18 protein-coding genes are annotated in these 18,436 nt (G+C 66.6%); 12 read left to right on the forward strand and 6 right to left on the reverse strand.

The annotated features are described in order from the left end of the window. Nucleotides 1-25: 25 nt before the first annotated feature. Nucleotides 26-277, reverse strand: a complete 252-nt coding sequence (gene rpoZ / locus ABGX75_RS02560; RefSeq protein ID WP_011508524.1) for a DNA-directed RNA polymerase subunit omega — start codon at nt 275-277, stop codon at nt 26-28. A 64-nt stretch (nt 278-341) separates the two neighbouring features. Then, nucleotides 342-989 (reverse strand): guanylate kinase, encoded by a 648-nt coding sequence (gene gmk / locus ABGX75_RS02565; RefSeq protein ID WP_011508523.1) that lies wholly within the window; start codon nt 987-989, stop codon nt 342-344. Nucleotides 990-1,097: 108 nt separating this feature from the next. Between gmk and ABGX75_RS02570 the strand changes: the two genes are divergently transcribed. Together ABGX75_RS02570 and pyrC are read left to right on the forward strand one after the other, a co-directional pair. Then, nucleotides 1,098-2,291 carry an MFS transporter gene (locus ABGX75_RS02570; protein ID WP_347410802.1) on the forward strand — a complete coding sequence of 398 codons (1,194 nt, stop codon included), beginning with the start codon at nt 1,098-1,100 and terminating at the stop codon, nt 2,289-2,291. 36 nt (nt 2,292-2,327) lie between these two features. Then, nucleotides 2,328-3,383, forward strand: a complete 1,056-nt coding sequence (gene pyrC, locus ABGX75_RS02575) for a dihydroorotase (RefSeq protein WP_035414145.1) — start codon at nt 2,328-2,330, stop codon at nt 3,381-3,383. Between the two features lie 15 nt (nt 3,384-3,398). On the opposite strand, the gene ABGX75_RS02580 is transcribed toward pyrC, so the two are convergent. Beyond that, complete coding sequence (locus tag ABGX75_RS02580; RefSeq protein ID WP_224113390.1) at nt 3,399-3,983, reverse strand: histidine phosphatase family protein; 585 nt, start codon at nt 3,981-3,983, stop codon at nt 3,399-3,401. Nucleotides 3,984-4,164: 181 nt separating this feature from the next. On the opposite strand from ABGX75_RS02580, the gene ABGX75_RS02585 reads away from it, so the two are divergent. Beyond that, on the forward strand, nt 4,165-5,382 hold the full coding sequence (locus tag ABGX75_RS02585) for an MFS transporter (protein ID WP_179152383.1): 1,218 nt from the start codon (nt 4,165-4,167) through the stop codon (nt 5,380-5,382). 128 nt (nt 5,383-5,510) lie between these two features. Next, on the forward strand, nt 5,511-5,822 hold the full coding sequence (locus ABGX75_RS02590) for a 50S ribosome-binding protein YggL (protein ID WP_011508518.1): 312 nt from the start codon (nt 5,511-5,513) through the stop codon (nt 5,820-5,822). A 29-nt stretch (nt 5,823-5,851) separates the two neighbouring features. On the opposite strand, the gene ABGX75_RS02595 is transcribed toward ABGX75_RS02590, so the two are convergent. Next, the gene (locus ABGX75_RS02595; protein WP_347410801.1) at nt 5,852-6,961 is read right to left on the reverse strand and encodes a phosphotransferase; all 1,110 of its coding nucleotides are present in this window, start codon (nt 6,959-6,961) and stop codon (nt 5,852-5,854) included. A gap of 302 nt (nt 6,962-7,263) precedes the next feature. Here ABGX75_RS02595 and ABGX75_RS02600 point away from each other — a divergent pair, with 302 nt between their 5' ends. The 8 genes from ABGX75_RS02600 to ABGX75_RS02635 all read left to right on the forward strand — a co-directional run bounded on the left by ABGX75_RS02600 (nt 7,264) and on the right by ABGX75_RS02635 (nt 15,494). Then, on the forward strand, nt 7,264-8,469 hold the full coding sequence (locus ABGX75_RS02600) for an ABC transporter substrate-binding protein (protein ID WP_347410800.1): 1,206 nt from the start codon (nt 7,264-7,266) through the stop codon (nt 8,467-8,469). After that, nucleotides 8,466-10,178, forward strand: coding sequence for an ABC transporter permease subunit (locus ABGX75_RS02605; RefSeq protein WP_347410799.1), 1,713 nt, complete (start codon nt 8,466-8,468; stop codon nt 10,176-10,178). The genes ABGX75_RS02600 and ABGX75_RS02605 overlap by 4 nt, the downstream gene beginning before the upstream one ends. A 16-nt stretch (nt 10,179-10,194) precedes the next feature. Next, nucleotides 10,195-10,869: an ATP-binding cassette domain-containing protein gene (locus tag ABGX75_RS02610; protein WP_011508514.1), complete on the forward strand. Its 675-nt coding sequence runs from the start codon at nt 10,195-10,197 to the stop codon at nt 10,867-10,869. Next, nucleotides 10,866-11,534, forward strand: a complete 669-nt coding sequence (locus ABGX75_RS02615) for a DUF3047 domain-containing protein (protein ID WP_347410798.1) — start codon at nt 10,866-10,868, stop codon at nt 11,532-11,534. The genes ABGX75_RS02610 and ABGX75_RS02615 overlap by 4 nt, the downstream gene beginning before the upstream one ends. An 18-nt stretch (nt 11,535-11,552) precedes the next feature. After that, nucleotides 11,553-11,900: a glutathione S-transferase N-terminal domain-containing protein gene (locus tag ABGX75_RS02620; protein ID WP_179152379.1), complete on the forward strand. Its 348-nt coding sequence runs from the start codon at nt 11,553-11,555 to the stop codon at nt 11,898-11,900. 8 nt (nt 11,901-11,908) lie between these two features. Then, complete coding sequence (locus ABGX75_RS02625) at nt 11,909-12,613, forward strand: TIGR04283 family arsenosugar biosynthesis glycosyltransferase (protein WP_347410797.1); 705 nt, start codon at nt 11,909-11,911, stop codon at nt 12,611-12,613. Next, entirely contained in the window at nt 12,603-13,235 is a 633-nt protein-coding gene (locus ABGX75_RS02630; RefSeq protein WP_287124530.1) for a TIGR04282 family arsenosugar biosynthesis glycosyltransferase, read from the forward strand. Before ABGX75_RS02625 ends, ABGX75_RS02630 begins: the two co-directional genes overlap by 11 nt. Before the next feature lie 120 nt (nt 13,236-13,355). Next, a complete protein-coding gene (locus tag ABGX75_RS02635; protein WP_347410796.1) occupies nt 13,356-15,494 on the forward strand; it encodes an FAD-dependent oxidoreductase in 2,139 nt (712 codons plus the stop codon). A 42-nt stretch (nt 15,495-15,536) separates the two neighbouring features. Here ABGX75_RS02635 and ABGX75_RS02640 read toward each other — a convergent pair whose 3' ends face one another. Together ABGX75_RS02640 and ABGX75_RS02645 are read right to left on the reverse strand one after the other, a co-directional pair. Next, a complete protein-coding gene (locus ABGX75_RS02640; RefSeq protein WP_201771151.1) occupies nt 15,537-16,751 on the reverse strand; it encodes an MFS transporter in 1,215 nt (404 codons plus the stop codon). A gap of 348 nt (nt 16,752-17,099) precedes the next feature. After that, nucleotides 17,100-18,428 carry a four-carbon acid sugar kinase family protein gene (locus ABGX75_RS02645; protein WP_347410795.1) on the reverse strand — a complete coding sequence of 443 codons (1,329 nt, stop codon included), beginning with the start codon at nt 18,426-18,428 and terminating at the stop codon, nt 17,100-17,102. Between the last annotated feature and the right edge of the window lie 8 nt (nt 18,429-18,436).

Here is an 18,436-nt window from a genome sequence, read left to right on the forward strand (position 1 = left end):
CGCGCCTGTCGAGAAGTGAGCGAACTCAGTCGTTGAACTCTCGCTCGGGACGCGGCTTGGCGGCGGGCGGTTCGACGGCCTCGTTGAGAATGCTGCGGTCGACCAGGCCGGCGGCGATTTCACGCAGCGCCATGACCGTGGGCTTGTCGTTTTCCCAAGGCAGTTGGGCGTCGCGCGAGCCGCGTGCGAGCTGGCGCGAACGCTGGGTCGCGACCATGACCAGCTGGAAACGGTTATCGACGTTGTCGAGGCAATCTTCTACGGTAACGCGTGCCATGAGTGTGAACCCTGATCGAGAAATGAAAACGGCATAAGCCGGACCTGCGGAAGGACCCTCGAGTCTACTCGACGTCTTCCACGCGTGACAAGAGCGCCGCCAGCAGCGGGGCGTGCTCTGCCTGCACCCGCGGCATGCGGGTACGCTGGGCATGCACCAGGCAGCTCAGTTCGTCGAGCGCATGGTCGAAGGTGTCGTTGATGATGACATGCTCGTATTCGTCGTAATGCGACATTTCGTCGACCGCGTCGCGCATGCGCCGGGCGATGGTCGCCGCGTCGTCGGTGCCGCGCCCGGCAAGCCGTGCGTGGAGCGCTTCCCGCGAGGGCGGGAGAATGAAGATCGAGACGGCCTCGTCGAAGGCCTCGCGTACCTGGCGGGCACCTTGCCAGTCGATCTCCAGGATGACGTCCTGGCCGGCGTCGAGCAGGGCCTGCACGGCGGCGCGCGAGGTGCCGTAATAATTGTCGAAGACCCGCGCATGCTCGATGAAATCGCCGCTTTCGATCAGGCGCTCGAAGGTGGCGACGTCGACGAAGTGATAGTTGATGCCATTCTGCTCGCCGGGGCGCATGGCCCGGGTGGTGTGCGAGACGCTGACCTGGATGCCCGCGACGCGTTCGAGCAGGGCGCGCACCAGGCTGGTCTTGCCTGCGCCGGAAGGCGCCGAGACGATGTAGAGTGTCCCTTTTGACGGAGGCTGGATGGGCATATGGCGTGTCCGGTTGAGCCGCTTCTGGGGTAATCGGACATTATCGCATAGACTTCGTGCCCTGCCGATATCGGGTCTCTTGCGCCTTCACGATAAGGAACTTGTTGCATGTCCCATGCCGATGCGACCCCCCGACTCGCCTTTGCCGGGGTGGCCTTTGCCTTTCTCGTCACCATGCTGGGGACGACCTTGCCGACACCGCTGTACCCGGGGTATCAAACCGCCTTCGGCTTTTCCCAGCTCATCATCACGGTGATCTTCGCCGCCTATGCCGTGGGCGTGATTGCGGCACTGCTGGTGGCCGGTCGCTGGTCCGATCAGCTGGGACGTCGGCCGTTGCTTTTCGCCGGCCTGACGGCAGCGGCGCTCAGCGACCTCGTCTTCCTGGGGGCCGAGGGATTGTCGTCGCTGCTGGCCGGGCGTGTGCTGTCGGGCATGTCGGCCGGCATCTTCACCGGCACCGCCACGGTGGCCGTGGTCGAGTCGGCACCGGTGGCCTGGAAACGCACCGCGACCTTCGTGGCCACCGCCGCCAACATGGGCGGTCTGGGGCTGGGGCCGGTGGTCGCCGGGGCGCTGGCCGAATACGTGGCCTGGCCGCTGCATCTGGCCTATGCCGTGCATCTGGGACTGCTGGTGATAGCCGTGCTGGGGGTCGCCGTGGCGGCGGAGACCGTGACGCGACCGCCCCGGATTCGCCTGCGCGTTCAGCGCCTGAAGGTTCCCGCCGAGGTGCGCGGTGTCTTCATGCCGGCGGTGATCGCGGGCTTTGCCGGTTTCGCGGTCCTGGGGTTCTTCACCGCGACGGCGCCGGCCTTCATGGCACAGGTGCTGGGTCACGATAACCTGCTGGCCATCGGCCTGGTGGCGGGCTGCGTGTTCTTCGCCTCGACCCTGGGACAGCTGGCGCAGGACCGCCTGCCGCCCGCCCGGCGATTGCCGCTGGGGTGTGCCGTGGTGATCGTCGGCGCACTGGTCGTCGGCGCCGGCCTGGCCCTGGCGACACTCTGGGGCTTCCTGCTGGGGGCGCTGATCGTCGGTCTGGGGCAGGGGATCGCGTTTCGTGCCGGGCTGGGTGCGGTGGCCGCGGCCTGCCCGATGAACCAGCGTGGCGCGGTGACCTCGACCTTCTTCGTCATCGTCTATGTGGCGATCTCGATTCCCGTGGTGGGCATCGGCGTGGTGGTACGCCTCGTCGGCCTGCAAGCCACCGGCGTGGGATTCGCCATCGGCGTGGCCCTCCTTGCCGGCGTGGCGCTGGTATCATTGCAACGTCGTCGCGCCGCCGCGGTGGCCGACTGAGTTTCTCGTCCCGTTATCGTCATCAGGAGTCCGCGCATGTCCGAGTCCCCTACCCGCCTGCGAATCCGTCGCCCCGACGACTGGCACCTTCACCTGCGTGACGGCGACGTGATGCGCCTGGTGCTGCCGGCGACCAGCCGTGTCTTCGCACGCGCCATCGTGATGCCCAACCTGATGCCGCCGGTCACCACCCTGGATGCCGCCGAGGCGTATCGCGCGCGGATCCTCGAGGCGTTGCCGGCAGGGCATGACTTCACGCCGCTGATGACCTGTTATCTCAACGAGAGCGTCAGCGCCGAGACGCTGGAGGCGGGGCATGCCAGCGGATTGCTGACGGCGGCCAAGCTGTACCCGGCCAATGCCACCACCAACTCGCAACATGGCGTCAAGCGTATCCAGGACATCTACCCGTTGCTCGAGGTGATGCAGCGCATCGGCATGCCGCTGCTGGTGCATGGCGAAGTCACGCGTGGCGAGATCGACATCTTCGATCGCGAAAAAGCCTTCATCGACGAGGTGATGACACCGCTGCGCGAGCATTTCCCGGCGCTCAAGGTGGTGTTCGAGCACATCACCACGGCGGAGGCGGCGCAGTACGTCCTGGAGGGCAACGACAATCTGGCCGCGACGCTGACGCCGCAGCACCTGGCGCACAATCGCAACGACATGCTGGTCGGCGGCATTCGCCCGCACCTTTATTGCCTGCCGATCCTCAAGCGCGCCGAGCACCAGCGGGCGCTGCGCGCGGCGGTCGCCAGCGGTCATCCGCGGTTCTTTCTGGGCACCGACTCGGCACCGCACGTGGTCGCCGCCAAGGAGACCAGTTGCGGCTGTGCCGGGGTGTTCAACGCCCAGGCCGCGCTCTCGGTCTATGCGGAGGTATTCGAGGAAGAAGGTGCGCTCGAGCACTTCGCGGCGTTCTGCTCGGAGAACGGGCCGCGCTTCTATGGCCTGCCGCTCAACGAGGATCACATCGAGCTCGTGCGCCAGCCGACGACCATGCCCGAACGCATCGAAGGCCATGGCGAAACGTTGAAGCCCTTCAAGGCCGGGGAAACCCTGGCCTGGACGGTCGCCGCCGGGCGCGATTGAGGCGAACGGTCAGGCTCAGGACGAAGCCGTCACGCGCGGCAAGTGGGCCACGTCCTCTTCCTGCAGGGGGCGAATCTCCCAACTGCGAACTCCGCGGGGCGCGACCCACTGCGGAATGGCATTGTCGGTGCGCGGCCCTTCCGGTGTGCCGGTGTCGAGATAGCGAATCACTCGGATCAGGCCGGAATGGCCGACGACCAGCGGCGTTTCGTGTTCGAGGAGCAGGGCATTGAGGGTGGCGACGATGCGCGTGACGAAATCGTCCCAGCGTTCCCCGCCGTCGGGCGCCAGCAGGTACGGCATCGTCTCGGGGATCGGGCGCTCTTCGTAGGTGCCCCAGTCGCGTTCCTTGAGACCGCCGACCAGACAGTGCGGAGCACGCCCGGTGGCCAGTTCGGCGGTGCGCCGGGCACGCGCCAGGGGGCTGGAGACGATCAGCGGCCAATCGATGGTGGCGAGCAGCGTCGCCGCCTGGCGTGCCTCGTGCTCGCCTTGCGCGGTGAGCGGCACGTCGCGTTGACCGGCAATGCGCTGCGCCAGGTTGCTGGTGCTCTGGCCGTGGCGCAGAAACACGAAGGGACGGCGAATCAACTCGGGCATGGCGAATGGCTCCACGGGCGATGATGTCTCGATCCTACCAGTTCATGCGTGTCGCGGCGTGCCCTCCTGCGTCGCGGACGTCGACGTGCCGCGCCATGATGCATCGCTCATGTTTAGACTTAAGTCTAAGTGCGAGACAATGCACCATTCACCACCTCGGCTTTCACAACAGGGAAACGACATGAGCACATCCACGGACAGCTCACGCCATGCCGGCGGGGCCGCGCATCCTCGTCTGGCGGAACTCGCGCTGGCGCTCGGCGGCTTCGGCATCGGCACCGGCGAATTCGTGATCATGGGGCTGATGAGCCGCGTCGCCGAGGACCTTCAGGTATCGGTGCCCGATGTCGGCTACGCCATCAGCAGCTATGCGCTCGGGGTCGTCGTCGGAGCGCCGATCATTTCCGCACTGGCGGCGCGTCTGCCCAAGCGGGCATTGCTGATCGGGCTGATGCTGCTGTTCGCCATCGGCAATTTCGCCAGCATCATGGCGCCGCATTTCGGCACCTTCGTGGGCCTGCGCTTCATCGCCGGCCTGCCCCACGGGGCCTACTTCGGGGTCGCGGCGCTGGTCGCGGCGGCGGCGGTGCCCGTCGAGCAGCGCGCCCGCGCGGTGGCCAGGGTGATGACCGGACTGACCGTGGCAATCCTGATCGGGGCGCCGCTGGCCACCTGGACGGGCAACCTGCTCGGCTGGCAGGCGGCCTTCGCCGGCGTGGGCGGCATTGCGCTGCTGACGGCGCTGATGGTGCGACTGTGGGTGCCGTATCAGCCCGCCGACCACCAGGCCAGTCCCAAGCGCGAGATGACCGCGATGATCAAGCCGCGTGTCCTGTTCACGCTGGGTGTGGCCTGCTTCGGATGCGGCGGCATGTTCGCGGTCTTCAGCTACGTCATGCCCACGCTGACCCAGCAGGCGGGCATGGCCGAGTCGCTGGGGCCGCTGGTGCTGGCGATCTTCGGGATGGGCACCATCCTCGGCAATTTCGCGGGTGCGCGCATCGCCGATTGGAACCTGCTGCGCGGCATCCCGATCATCCTGCTGTGGGTTGCCTGCGTGCAGGGCGGCTTCTACTTCGCCGCCAACACGGTATGGACGGGGCTGTTGTTCGTCGCCTTGGTGGGGACCAGCATGGCCGTCGCCCCGGCGATGCAGACCCGGTTGATGGATGTCGCCGAGGATGCCCAGACCATGGCCGCCTCGCTCAATCACGCTGCCTTCAACATGGCCAATGCCCTGGGCGCCTGGCTGGCCGGCGTCACCATCAAGATGGGGCTGGCGTGGTCTTCCACCGGCCTGGTCGGCACTTCGCTGGCCCTGCTGGGCATCGCGATCTTCGCCACGGGGCGCTGGATGGAAAAGCGCGAGGCACGTCCGCATCGCTCCGTCTCGTCTTAATGTAAGATTTTGCTTATGCTTGCCGATGACGTTTACAGGGCTCTGCCGCCGAGAGGTGTCGCAGGTCGTCGGCACGAGAGCCCGGGATCGTTGAGGACTCACTCGGTGATACCTGTGGAGAAGACGCTATGGCGGGGACGGAGACGGGGAGCGTGGTGCCGGCGGCGGCCGGTCCGGTGTGCGGGTTTGCGTTGTCATGTCGGTTGCAGGGCGCGGCGCCGGACGCCGTGGGACACCTGCTGAAGGCCCTGGAGGAAGAGCTCGAGACGCGTGGCCTGGTCATGGGCGGTGGCGTCGACGCGCAGCGCCTGGATGTCTTCATCCTGCCGCGCAAGGGTGTCGCCCCCTCGCGGGACGATCGCCTCGCGCTGGCCGACTGGCTCGCGCGGCAGCCTGCATGCTTCGAGGTCGCGGTGGGCGACTGGGTGGAAGCTTACTGAGCGTTCGGTGGGTCCTCTGGCCCGGCGGCTCATTCGGCCCCGGCGACGAAATGCCGCTGAAGATGGCGAAATTCATCGCTGACGCGCGCCACGCTCGGTGTCGAGAGGTAATGCGCCACCCGGTCGGCGACATGGGCGATGAGTTGCGGGTCGCTCAGTGCCGTTGACCAATCCTCGCCCCGGGCGAGCGCGTCGCGCTCACGGCGGTGCAGCTGCCACCACTTGGCGCACCAGGTGATCGACCACAGCCACATGGCACGACGCGTGGCGAGCAATGCCACCTCATCGGCCAGCGGGTTGTTCGCCCCTATCTGTGCCTGCCATTGGCGATAAAACTGGATCACGGTATCGGGCTCGAGTACCGCGTGGCTAGCGGGGTCCCAGGTCGTGGAGGTATACAGCGAGGCGTGGGCCAGGTCGAAGCCGGGATGGCTGTAGCGGCATTTTTCCAGGTCCACCAGCACGGCCTTCCCCTCGGGCGTGATCAAGAAGTTGCCGGGATGCGCGTCGAAGCTGATCAGGCAACGCCGGGTATCGATGCCGGCGGCCGCAGCGTCGTTGCCGTCCAGCGAGGCGAGTGCCGCATCGATGTGGCGGCGCGCTTCGCGGTCGAGCAATGTGGAAGGCAGCGTATCGAGATGGTGTGCCTGCGCCATGACCTCCTCGCGCATGGCCTGCCAGGGCGAAGCCGCACTGGCCAGTGGCGGGCGCGTCGCCGCTGCGGGCAAAGGCAACCGATGGATGGCGGCGAGTGCCTCGGCGATGGCGGGAAGATCCTCGGGAAGCCGTGCCGGACGACCATGGATGGCGGTGACCAGCAAACCGCCGCGCGGCAGTGTCGCGTCGATGGGCAGTCGCCCGTGAAGCGTTGGTGTGTGGCCACTCTCGCTGGTGCGTCGATAGCAGTGTGCCTGGAAGTCCAGGTTGTCCTCGACACCGAGCTGCATCTGGCTCTGCTTGGGCAGACGGGCGACCCAGTCCGGGCCGTGTCGGCGGCGGATCCAGATATGGTCGTGGGCGAGGCCGGTGTCGGGCATGGGGTGCAGGTCGACGCCGGTTTCGCCCCGGGACGCGAGATGCGCGCGCACGGCGTCGCAGAGTGCCTTGGCGTTTCGTGTCTTGTCGGTGGTGGCGGTCATGGAGAACGAGGGCTCGATCGAGTCGCAGGAAAGCCGGGCGCTCCGGCTCGTCCCGCCAAATGGCACGGTGGTCACGCGTTGTCGGGAGCACAGGCGCAGAATAGCGGTCGGGCGAGCATCGCGAAACACGCGGATGGCCCGGTGCCAGGGAGCCTGCACGGCGCGGCGGCCACCTGTCGAGAGTGATACGTTCGGGTCGATATATTCTTATCGATGTGGTGATGTTGTGGTATGTCCTGATGCAGGGAATGGGTGGGTGGCCGCACCACGCCCGGGTCGGCGATCAATCGAGGGAGAGAGGCATGACGTATTCGCGAGGCTTGCTGGTAGCGGCGTTGTCGCTGTTGCCGACCATGGGGCAGGCATACGAGTTGTCCGACTGGGAATCGGTGACCGAGGCGGCCCGGGGGCAGACCGTCTACTGGAATGCCTGGGGCGGCGATCCGCGTACCAACGCCTATATCGACTGGGTGGCCGAGCAGGTCGACAAGCGCTACGCAATCGACCTCGAGCACGTCAAGGTGGGCGATACCGGCGAGGCGGTGACCCGTGTGCTGGCCGAGAAGGCGGCGGGTAACGACGAGCAGGGCGCGGTCGACCTGATCTGGCTCAATGGCGAGAATTTCGCCGCCATGAAGGACAACGACCTGCTCTATGGCCCCTGGGCCGAGCAGCTGCCCCACTTCCCGCTGACCGCGCCCGAGCAGAACCCCGAGGTGCGCGAGGACTTCACCCTGCCGGTCGAGGGCTACGAAGCGCCCTGGGGACGTGCGCAGATCACCTTCTATTACGACAGCGCGCGTGTCGATGCGCCGCCGCGCAGCATTCCCGCACTGCTCGACTGGGCCCGGGAGCATCCGGGGCGCTTCACCTATCCCCAGCCGCCGGCCTTTCTGGGCACGACCTTCCTCAAGCAGGCACTGCTGGCCTTGACCGAGCACCGCGAGGCGCTTTATGCACCGGTCGACGAGGCCGATTTCGAGTCCGTCACCGCGCCGCTGTGGGCCTACCTGGACCGCTTGCATCCCGCTCTGTGGCGCGAGGGCGAGAGCTTCCCCGCGGGCGGGCCTCAGATGCTCCAGCTGATGGGCGACGGAGCGTTGAGCCTGGCGTTCACCTTTACCCCCTCCGCCCCGGCCGCCGCGGTCCTCGATTATCAACTGTCACCGACCACGCGCAGCTACATCCTCGACGATGGCACGCTGGGCAACGTGCATTTCGTCGCCATTCCCTTCAATGCCCAGCACAAGGCCGGCGCCTTGACGGTCGCCAACTTCCTGCTCTCGCCCGAGGCCCAGGCCCGCAAGCAGGATCTCTCGTTGTGGGGCGATGCCACGGTGCTGGACATGTCGCGCCTGAGCCCCAAGCAGCGTGAGGCGTTCGCGCGCGATGGCCGGGCCGCCGAGAGCCTGCCGCCGCCCTCCCTGGGCGAGACGCTGCGCGAACCCCATCCCTCCTGGATCGAGCCGCTCGAGAAGGCCTGGCGGCAGCGTTACGGCGCGCAATGACATCGGCCGTTGCCTATCGGCTCGTCGTCGGTGTCCTGCCCTGGCTGACCATCGCCCTGCTCAGCGTGCCGGTGGTCGCCGGTGTGCTTGGGGCGCTGGCACCGGCGTTCGGCTGGCTGCCGGCACTCGGCGGTGAACGCCTGACCCTGGCGCCCTGGCGGCAGCTCTTCGAGGTGCCGGGGATCGTCGACATGGCACGGCTAAGCCTGGTGACCGGGCTGGTCAGCGCGGCGCTGTCGCTGGGTCTGGTGGTGCTGTTTCTGGGCAGTTTCCTGCATACGGCGCTGTATCGGCGCATCCAGCGCTGGCTGTCGCCGTTGCTGGCGGTGCCCCACGCGGCGGCAGCGATCGGCCTGGCGTTCCTGCTGGCGCCGTCGGGATGGGTGGCGCGGGGGATCTCGCCCTGGCTGAGCGGCTGGGCCTACCCGCCGGATTATGCGTTTCCCGGCGATGCCTGGGGGCTGTCGTTGATCCTGGGGCTGGTCGTCAAGGAGGTGCCCTTCCTGCTGCTGATGAGCCTGGCGGCCCTGGTGCAGTGCCAGGCCGGCGAGCGCCTGCGCGTGGCGCGCAGCCTGGGCTATCGTCCGCTGACGGCCTTTCTCAAGGGTGTCATGCCCGAGCTCTATCCCTTGCTGCGGTTGCCCCTCTACGCGGTGATCGCCTTCGCCACCTCGACGGTGGACGTGGCCATGATCCTGGGCCCCACGACGCCTTCCACGCTTGCGGTGTCGGTGGTCGGCTGGCTCAACGATCCTACGCTGTCGATGCGCTTCATGGCCTCGGCGGGGGCGATGCTGCAGCTGCTGCTGACGCTGGCTGCCTTGTCGATCTGGTGGGCGCTGGAGCGATTGGTGGCGCGCACCAGCCGGGGCTGGTGTCGGGACGGGCGGCGCCAGTGCGGCGATCGCTGGCTGGCCGGTATGGCCTGGCTGGCCATGCGCACCGTGCTGGGCCTGATGATGGCCGCGCTGGCGGGACTGGCGCTGTGGTCGGTGGCTGGATACTGGCCGTTCCCGGCGTTCCTGCCCTGGCCGCCGACCGCGCACAACTGGCTGAACGCGGCCGATGATCTGGTCGCCCCGGTGTGGCAGTCGCTCGGCGTCGCGCTCGCCGCGACCCTGGTCTCCGTGGTGCTGGTGCTGGGCGCGCTGGAGGCGGAGACCCAGCGCCGTCGGCCGATGCGCCCCTGGGCGCAACTGATCCTGTACCTGCCGTTGCTGGTGCCCTCGGTGGCGTTTCTGTTCGGGCTGGTCATGATGCAGGCGCAAATGGGCGTCCGGCCCGGCCTGGGTGCGGTCATCATCGGTCACGCGGTGTTCGTGCTGCCCTACGTCTTCCTGTCGCTGGCGGAAAGCTATCGACGCCTGGATCCGCGCTGGAGCCAGCAGGCGAGCAGCCTCGGTGCCGGCCCCTGGCGGGTCTTCTGGCGCGTGCGTCTGCCGCTGTTGCTGACACCGGTACTGACCGCGGCGGCGGTGGGCTTCGCGGTGAGCATCGGCCAGTATCTGCCGACCTTGCTGCTGGGCGCCGGGCGCGTGGTCACGGTGACCACCGAGGCGGTCAGCCTGGCGAGCGGGGGAGACCGCCGGCTGACGGCCATTTACGCCCTGCTGCAACTGTTGCTGCCGGCGCTGGGCTTCATGCTGGCGATGCTGGTGCCGCGTTATGTGTTTCGACGGCGGCGCGGTCTGCTGCCAGGTGCCGACTGACGAAAGGATTCATGCCATGGCGTCACTGATTCTCGACGACATCGTCATCCATCAGGGGCAGCAACGTCTGCTGAGCCTGGACACGGCGGTCGCCCCCGGCGAGGTACTGACCGTCATGGGACCCTCCGGCGTCGGCAAGTCCACCTTGCTGGCGTTCATCGCGGGGTTTTTGAGCCCGGCTTTCCAGGCGCAAGGGCGCGTGCTGCTCGAGGAGACGCGAATCGACACGCTACCCGCCGAGCAGCGCCATGTGGGACTACTCTTTCAGGATCCGCTGCTGTTTCCGCATCTCGATGTGGCGGGCAATCTGGCCTTCGGCATGGTGCGTGAAGGGACGCGCCGGCAACGCCGTGCGCGAATTCATGACGCCCTGTCGTCGGTGGGGCTGGAGGCGTTCGCGGGGCGCGATCCGGCGACGCTCTCCGGCGGGCAGAAGGCGCGAGTGGCCCTGTTGCGGGTGCTGTTGTCGCAGCCGCGCGCGATCCTGCTCGACGAGCCGTTCTCCAAGCTGGATGCCGCCCGGCGCGACGAGATCCGTCACTGGGTCTTCGCGCGTGTGCGGGATCATCGCCTCCCGACGTTGATGGTGACCCACGACGAAGCCGACGCCCGGGCGGCCGGCGGGCGTATCCTGAGGTTGACCGAACGAGGCACCGTCATGGGGCTCACCGATCAGGAGGAAGGTGCATGACGACGCATCGCTGGGTGGGATGGGCGCTGGTTCTGGGCGGCTTGACGCTCTCGACGGGCGCCTCGGCCGCCGACATCGCGTTTTCCGCCCGGGACATGGCGGCGTGGGAGACGCGTTCCTTCGAGGGACAGACGCGTTACGCAGTGGTCAGCGACAACGGCGTCGAGGTGCTCGAGGCCAGCGCTCAGGGTCAGGCGTCCGCCAAGTACCTGGAGCGCGAGGTCGACCTGGACGAGACCCCTTACCTGCACTGGTGCTGGAAGGTGGACGCCCGCTACTCCGGGCTCGACGAGCGCACCCGGGCCGGCGACGACTATCCCGCCCGACTCTACGTGGCGCGCAAGACAGGCCTGCTGCCGTGGCAGGTGCAATCGGTGAACTACGTATGGTCCTCCAATCAGGCCGTCGGGGCGCGCTGGCCGAATGCCTTCACCGACCGGGCGATGCTGCTGGCTCTTCAGGGGGAGCAGTCAGCGGTCGGCGAATGGCGGGCGGAAGTGCGCGACGTGAGCGCCGATTACCAGGCGCTGTTCGGCGAGGACGTGAGCGAGATCGACGGTGTGGCGCTGATGAGCGATGGCGACAATGCGGGCGGCAACGGCACCGCCTGGTATTACGGCGTCGGCTTTTCCGGCTCGCCGACGCCCCCGAATTGTCCAGGGTGAACCAGAGGAGATGGCAGCATGCTGACAATGATACAGCGGTTGTTGGGGGATAAAGACATGCCTGAGCGGTCTCCACAAGCCCAGGAAGAGGCCGATCGCGAAGCACGCAAGCTGGCCCTCTACCATTTCGAGGGATGCCCTTTCTGCTGGAAGGTCAGGCGTGCCCTGACCAAGTTGCGTGTCGATATCACGATGCATGACATCCGCAAGGATCCCGCTGCCAGAGCGCAACTGGTGGCCGGCGGCGGCAAGCAGACCGTGCCGTGCCTGCGGATCGACGAAGGCGGGACGACCACCTGGCTTTATGAGTCCAGCGATATCGTCGAGCATTTGAAGCATCGATTTGCCGTGTCACCGTCCGCATGAGCGAGGTCATGGCACAAGAAAGCCTGACAACGCCATGGTTGAGCGTGATCGTGCCGGTGGTGAATGAAGCTGCGACGATCCAGGCCTGCCTGACCGCCTTGTCGCCGTTGAGGGACCGCGGCGTCGAGATCGTGGTCGTCGACGGCGGCAGCGACGACGACACCGTCGCGCTGGCGCACCCCCTGGCGGATCGGGTGCTGGTCAGTGTGCGCGGCCGTGCCCGACAGATGAACCACGGTGGTCGGGAGAGTCGCGGCGACGGCCTGGTCTTCGTGCATGCCGATACGCGCCTGCCAGATCGCGCCGACCGGTTGATCGACACAGCACTGAAGGGGGCGGCATGCTGGGGGCGCTTCGACGTCGAGATCGAGCGCGGATTCGTGCTGGCGGGGCTGGTCGGCTGGAGCATGAACCGGCGCTCGCGCCTCACCGGCATCGCCACGGGTGACCAGGCGATCTTCATGACCCGCGAAGCGTTCGAGCTCGTCGGCGGTTTCCCCGACCAGCCGCTGATGGAAGACATCGAAATCAGCCGGCGCCTGCGTCGTCTGTCCGCGCCGGCTTGTCTCGCCCCGCGGGTGACCACGTCCGCGCGGCGCTGGCAGCAGCACGGCCCGTTACGCACCATCGTCACGATGTGGTGGCTGCGCCTGCGCTACTGGTGCGGTGTATCGCCCTGGACCCTGGCGGGGGAGTACACCGATGTCCGCTGACGCGATGAGCTCCGGCGCCGAGGTGACGCTGCTGGTGTTCGCCAAGGCGCCGATCCCAGGCAAGGTCAAGACCCGGCTGATGCCGGTACTCGATGCCGAGCAGGCGCGCGACGTGCATGTCGCGCTGCTCGAACGCACGCTCGAGGTGGCCTGCCAGGCCTTTCCCGCCGCACGGATACAGCTGTGGGCGGGGCTGGCGCCGCGCCATCCGCTGCTCGAAGCGCTGGCGGCGCGACATGGCATCGCGCTGCACGCCCAGCCGTCGGGGGATCTCGGGCAGCGAATGCACACCGCCTTGTCCGCCCAGCGCGGCCCGGCGTTGCTGATCGGCAGCGACTGCCCGGTGTTGACGTCGGCGCTATTGGCGCGCTGCGTGCGGGCGCTGAACGCTCACGATCTGGTGATGCTGCCCGCCGAGGACGGCGGTTATGCACTGATCGGGGGCCATCGGCTCCCCGCCCGGCTGTTCACGGACATGGCCTGGGGCGGCAGCGAGGTGGCGGCGCAGACGCACGCAAGGGCACGAGAACTGGGCCTTCGCGTGGCCTGCCCCGGTACGGTGTGGGACCTCGACACCCCGCGCGATCTCGAGCGCTGGCGCATGTTGGACGCCGCGACATGAAGGCGCGTCCGGGCGAGTGGTGGACGACGCGTTTTGTTGCCATGATGGAGACGCATCGATTTGGACAGGGTGCCGCCAAGCCATGATGGCCGGATGACAGCCCGCAGAAGGGGAAAGGGATTGAAACATTACCGCGTGGTGATTCTCGGCCTGGTCCTGGTGGCGATCGTGGCCTTCTTCGCGAGTGGCTTCGACGATTACCTGACGCTCGAGTCCATCAAGTCGCTGCAAGGGCGGTTCGATCGATGGTTCGCCGACGCGCCCTGGCTCGTCGCCGGCGGCTTCTTCCTCGCCTATGTACTGATCGCCGCGCTCTCGCTGCCCGGCGCCGCCTTCCTGACGCTGCTGGGGGGCGCCCTGTTCGGCCTGGGCTGGGGATTCTTGATCATCTCCTTTGCCAGCACGATTGGCGCCACCCTGGCCTTTCTGGTCTCGCGGACCCTGTTTCGGGAACTGATCGAGCGTCGTTTCGCGCGGCAGATCGAGACGATCAACCGCGGCATCGAGCGCGACGGTGCGTTGTATCTGTTCAGCCTGCGCCTGGTGCCGATCTTCCCGTTCTTCGTGGTCAATCTGGCCATGGGCCTGACCCGGCTGCGCACCTCGGTGTTCTATGTCGCCAGCCAGATCGGCATGATTCCGGGCACGCTGGTCTACGTGAATGCCGGCCAGCAACTCGGCGAGCTGCAATCGCTGGGTGGCGTCGTGTCGCCGTCGCTGCTGCTTTCCTTCGCCCTGCTGGGCGTCTTCCCGCTGATCGCACGTTGGGTCGTCGACGGGCTGCAACGCCGCAAGCGCTACCGGGGATATACCAAGCCCCGGCGTTTCGATTACGACATCCTGGTGATCGGCGGCGGCTCGGCGGGGCTCGTGACCAGCTACATCGCCAGTGCGGTGCGGGCGAAGGTCGCGCTCGTCGAACGCGACGCCATGGGGGGCGACTGTCTCAATACCGGGTGCGTGCCTTCCAAGGCGCTGATTCGCGCCGCGCGGGCCGCCCAGAACGTGCGCGATGCCGAGCGGCTGGGTGTGCACGCAGGAGTGCCGCGTATCGACTTCGGCGAGGTCATGGGCCACGTGCGGCGAGTCATCGAGGAGGTGGCGCCCCATGACAGCGAGGAACGCTATACCGGACTGGGCGTCGAGGTGAAACGCGGCACGGCGCGGCTGCTGTCACCGTGGACGGTGGATGTCGACGGCCAGCCGCTGACGGCTCGGCATATCGTCATCGCCACCGGCGCCACGCCCAAGGTACCGCCGATTCCCGGCATCGAGCAGGTCGACGTGCTGACTTCCGAGAACCTGTGGACGCTGACCGAGCAGCCGCGCCGCCTGGTAGTGCTGGGCGGTGGCGCGATCGGCTGCGAGCTCGGCCAGAGCTTCGCCCGCCTGGGCAGCCAGGTCACGCTGGTCGAGGGCGCCGAGCAGCTGCTGGGGCGCGAGGATGACGACGTCGGCGAGCTCGTCACCGGCCTGCTCGCCGAGGAAGGCCTCGAGATCATGACTCGTACCCGGGCGCTGTCGGTGACGGTCGAGAACGGCGAGAACCAGCTCCTCGTCGAGACGGCCGACGGTCGCCAGACGCGCATTCCCTTCGACCGCCTGCTGGTCAGCGTCGGTCGTCAGGCCAACGTCGAAGGGCTCGGACTGGAAGCACTGGGGATCGCCACTCGCGACAACGGGACCCTGGAGGTCAATGAGCAGCTACAGACCAAGCTGCCCAACATCTGGGCCTGCGGCGATGTCACCGGCCCTTATCAGTTGACCCACGCCGCCGCGCACCAGGCCTGGCATGCCGCCGTCAACGCCCTGTTCGGCGAGTTCAAGCGTTTCAAGGTCGACTACCGCATCATGCCCGCGGTGACGTACCTGCAACCCGAAGTGGCGCGCGTGGGGCTCAACGAGCGCGAGGCCAGGGCCCAGGGCATCGCCTACGAGGTCACTCGCTACGCGATGGCCGAGAGCGATCGGGCCATCGCCGAGCGCGCCACCACCGGCTTCGTCAAGATCCTCACCGTCCCCGGCAAGGATCGCATCCTCGGTGCCACCCTGGTCGGCGAAAATGCCGGTGAATGGCTGGCGGAGGTGACGCTGGCCATGAAGCACAACATCGGGCTCAACAAGTTGCTCGGCACGATTCATCCCTATCCGACCCTCTCGGAAGCCGTCAAAGGCACCGCCGGCGTATGGAAGAACGCCCACAAGCCCGAGCGCCTGCTCGGCTGGCTGGCGCGTTATTTCCGGTGGCGGCGGGGGTGAGGCACCTCGTGCGTGCTGTCATCGGCCGTCGGCCCGACCCCTTCAATCCACCCCCTGGGTCGACGCCACCTGCCGGTTGCGCCCCGCGCCCAGCGCCATGACCAGTGCCCCGAGGGCGATCGCGCTCACCAGAACGCCCACCACGTTCCAGCCGCCGCTCCAGTCGTGCAGCACCCCGACCAGCAGCGGCCCCGCTGCCGCCAGGGTGTAGCCGATGCCCTGGGCCATCGCCGAGAGGCTGGCGGCGGTCGTGGCGTCCGGCGCGCGCAGGGCCAGCAGCGTCAACGCCATGCTGAAAGTGCCGCCCTGCCCCAGCCCCAGCACCACGATCCACAGCCACACACTGCCGATCGGCGCGTAGAGACAGCCCAGCAGCCCGATCAGCGTGAGCGTCATCACGACGGCCAGCACCGTCCGCTGGTCGCGCATGCGGCTGCCGATCCAAGGCGCCAGGATCGCGGTGGACACCTGCAGCAGGATCGACACCGATAGCGCCAGTCCTGCGGTGACGGCCGTCAGTCCGCGATCCTGCAGGATCGTCGGCAGCCAGCCGAACACGATGTATGCCAGTGACGACTGCAGCCCCATGAACAGCGATACTTGCCAGGCCAGTGAATCGTGGCGCAGCCGCGCGCCGCGCCGCGCGGGAACGCGAGTGGGCTTGGTGCCCCTGAGCTGCGGCAGCCACAGCAGCGCGGCGATCACCGCCGGCAGCAACCAGAACGCCAGCGCACCCTGCCAGGCACTGAGGGAAGCCCCTTGCGCAACGTCATCCAGCAGTTGACGCAGCGGCTCCGTGGTGCCCGCGGCAGTCGAAGCACCCAGATTGAGCGCCACGGTGTAGAGGCCGGTCATGATGCTGACGCGTCGAGGAAAATCCCGCTTGACGATGCCCGGCAGCAGCACCCCGATGATCCCGATGCAGCCGCCGGCGACCGCCGTGCCCAGAAAGAGCCCCATCGTGCCGATATAGGGCCGCACGAGCAGTGCCACTGCTAGTACCACGAGGGCTGCAAACACGCTGCGTTCAGGGCCGATCCGGCGGACCAGGCGTGGTGCCAGCGGCGCCGCCAGACCCAGAAACAGCACCGGCAATGTGGTCAGGATGCCCTGCCAACTGGGGGAGAGCGCCAGCGCCTCACCGATGTTGCCGAGCACCGGCGACACGCTGGTCAGCGCCGGACGAAGGTTGAGCGCCACCAGCAGCAGCGCGACGAGGGTCAGAACGCCCCGACGGGGCATCGCAGAAGTCGACAAGAGAGCCATCCTTGGAAATCGAAAGAAGCCATATCGGCGGCAAGCCGAGGACGCAAGGGTAGCCGATTACGGCCAAAACCGGGATGGTTCTACGCCAATGGTCGAGGGCCGGCAGTGGTTTAGACTTTCTGGATGGCCACTGGCCGTAGTGGCGTTCTACTTACTGTACGTCGGTCGTCAGGCCAGCGTCGATGGGCTCGGGTTGGAAGCACGGGGGTTGCTGCTCGCGACAACAGGATTCCGAAGATCAGCGAGCAGCTACGGAACACGCCGCCGCGCATCAAGCTTGGCATGTCGTCCTCAACGCCTCACTCGGCGAGTTAAAGTGCTTTAAGACCGATTACCGCATTATACCCGTGGTGATGTGCCTTGCTGTGCCCTCGAGAAGAAGTCTTCTCCTCCGATCTGGCCGCCCTTGAGCACTACCTCCAACCCCTCTATCGGTGAGCCTGGAGCGATTAGGCGACAAAGGTGACCGCCCTGTGCTTCATCAAAAGCAACCAACTCCAAGGCATCAGCGCCGATACGGCGCATGGCATGGCTGGATGTGTCACCGCCGGCGAAGACGATACGGGGGATGGCCGTTTCTCTCCGAAGGTGCTGAGCCAATAGAGCGTATGCTTCTCCCACTGCCAGCGATAAACGATCACTAGCCAGCCCGTCGACGAGATCGGTGTCTTGGAACGTAGTTGCGATACCGACTGTCTGGCTCTGAGTGAAGGCCTCCATTACTTCCTGGGCGAGCCTTTCCGATAGTGCACTGGGGGAACGCAATGCCTCCATGGGTGATATTGCCACGATGCAGCCGCCTTGCGCTTCCATGTGCGCGAGTTGCTTACGGGTCTGAGGCGAGCAACTGCCGGATAGCACCAGTAGCCTATCCACTCCAGGATACGTCGTGGGCAGTGGCTCGCGTTGTTCCATGTCGCGCGTAACCAGTCCACCTAGGGCATCGGCCAGACCCTGCGCCGCTACTGCAAGGGTAGGATGTCGCTCGGCAAGCTTAAGAATAAGCTTGGCGGCATGGTGTATCTCGGCTGCTTGTGTCGCATCCATAACCACGAAGCGTTGCTCTTCCACGGCGGATGCCAAGCACTGCCAGCCGCCATCAGGCTGTTGATAATCCAGTAACGTGACTGCTGCCGGAGGGATGGCGGTCTGCGCCATGAGGTGACGTCGTAGGTCGGCTTCGCCCATTGGGGTCGATGGGTGATATGCCATCGCAGGGTTCTGATCCAGACGGCATATTTCGTTTTCATAACGTGTAAACAGATGGGAAAAGGCCGTGTACCGACCAAAAGCCGGCGTGGCAGGCAAGATGGGAAGAGCACATTCCGGCCATCGGCGTCGGGCTAGATCCATGACATGCCCTATGCTGCCGACCGTGGGCGAGGAATCGAAAGTCGAGCAAACCTTAAACTGCTTGAGGCGGGGACTTAGGGTGTCTAACAAGGCTAGAGCAGGGGCCACTTCTTCTGTCATTGCCGAGGGAGCCAGGCCACGAGCTGTGCCTGCCAACCCCACTACGTCCAGTTCGGAGGCCATCTCAAGAATCGCCTCTCGGTTGCTGCTGGTGAAGAATAACCTGCCCCGAAGCCCATGGCGGCAGAATTGCGCCAAGTTTTCCGTCGAGCCTGTGAAATCATCGCCATAGAAGGCGGCCAAGAGTTGTTTCATGCCATGAT

Origin of the sequence: Chromohalobacter sp. (assembly GCF_039830575.1) — a bacterium.
Taxonomy (GTDB): Bacteria; Pseudomonadota; Gammaproteobacteria; order Pseudomonadales; family Halomonadaceae; genus Chromohalobacter; species Chromohalobacter israelensis.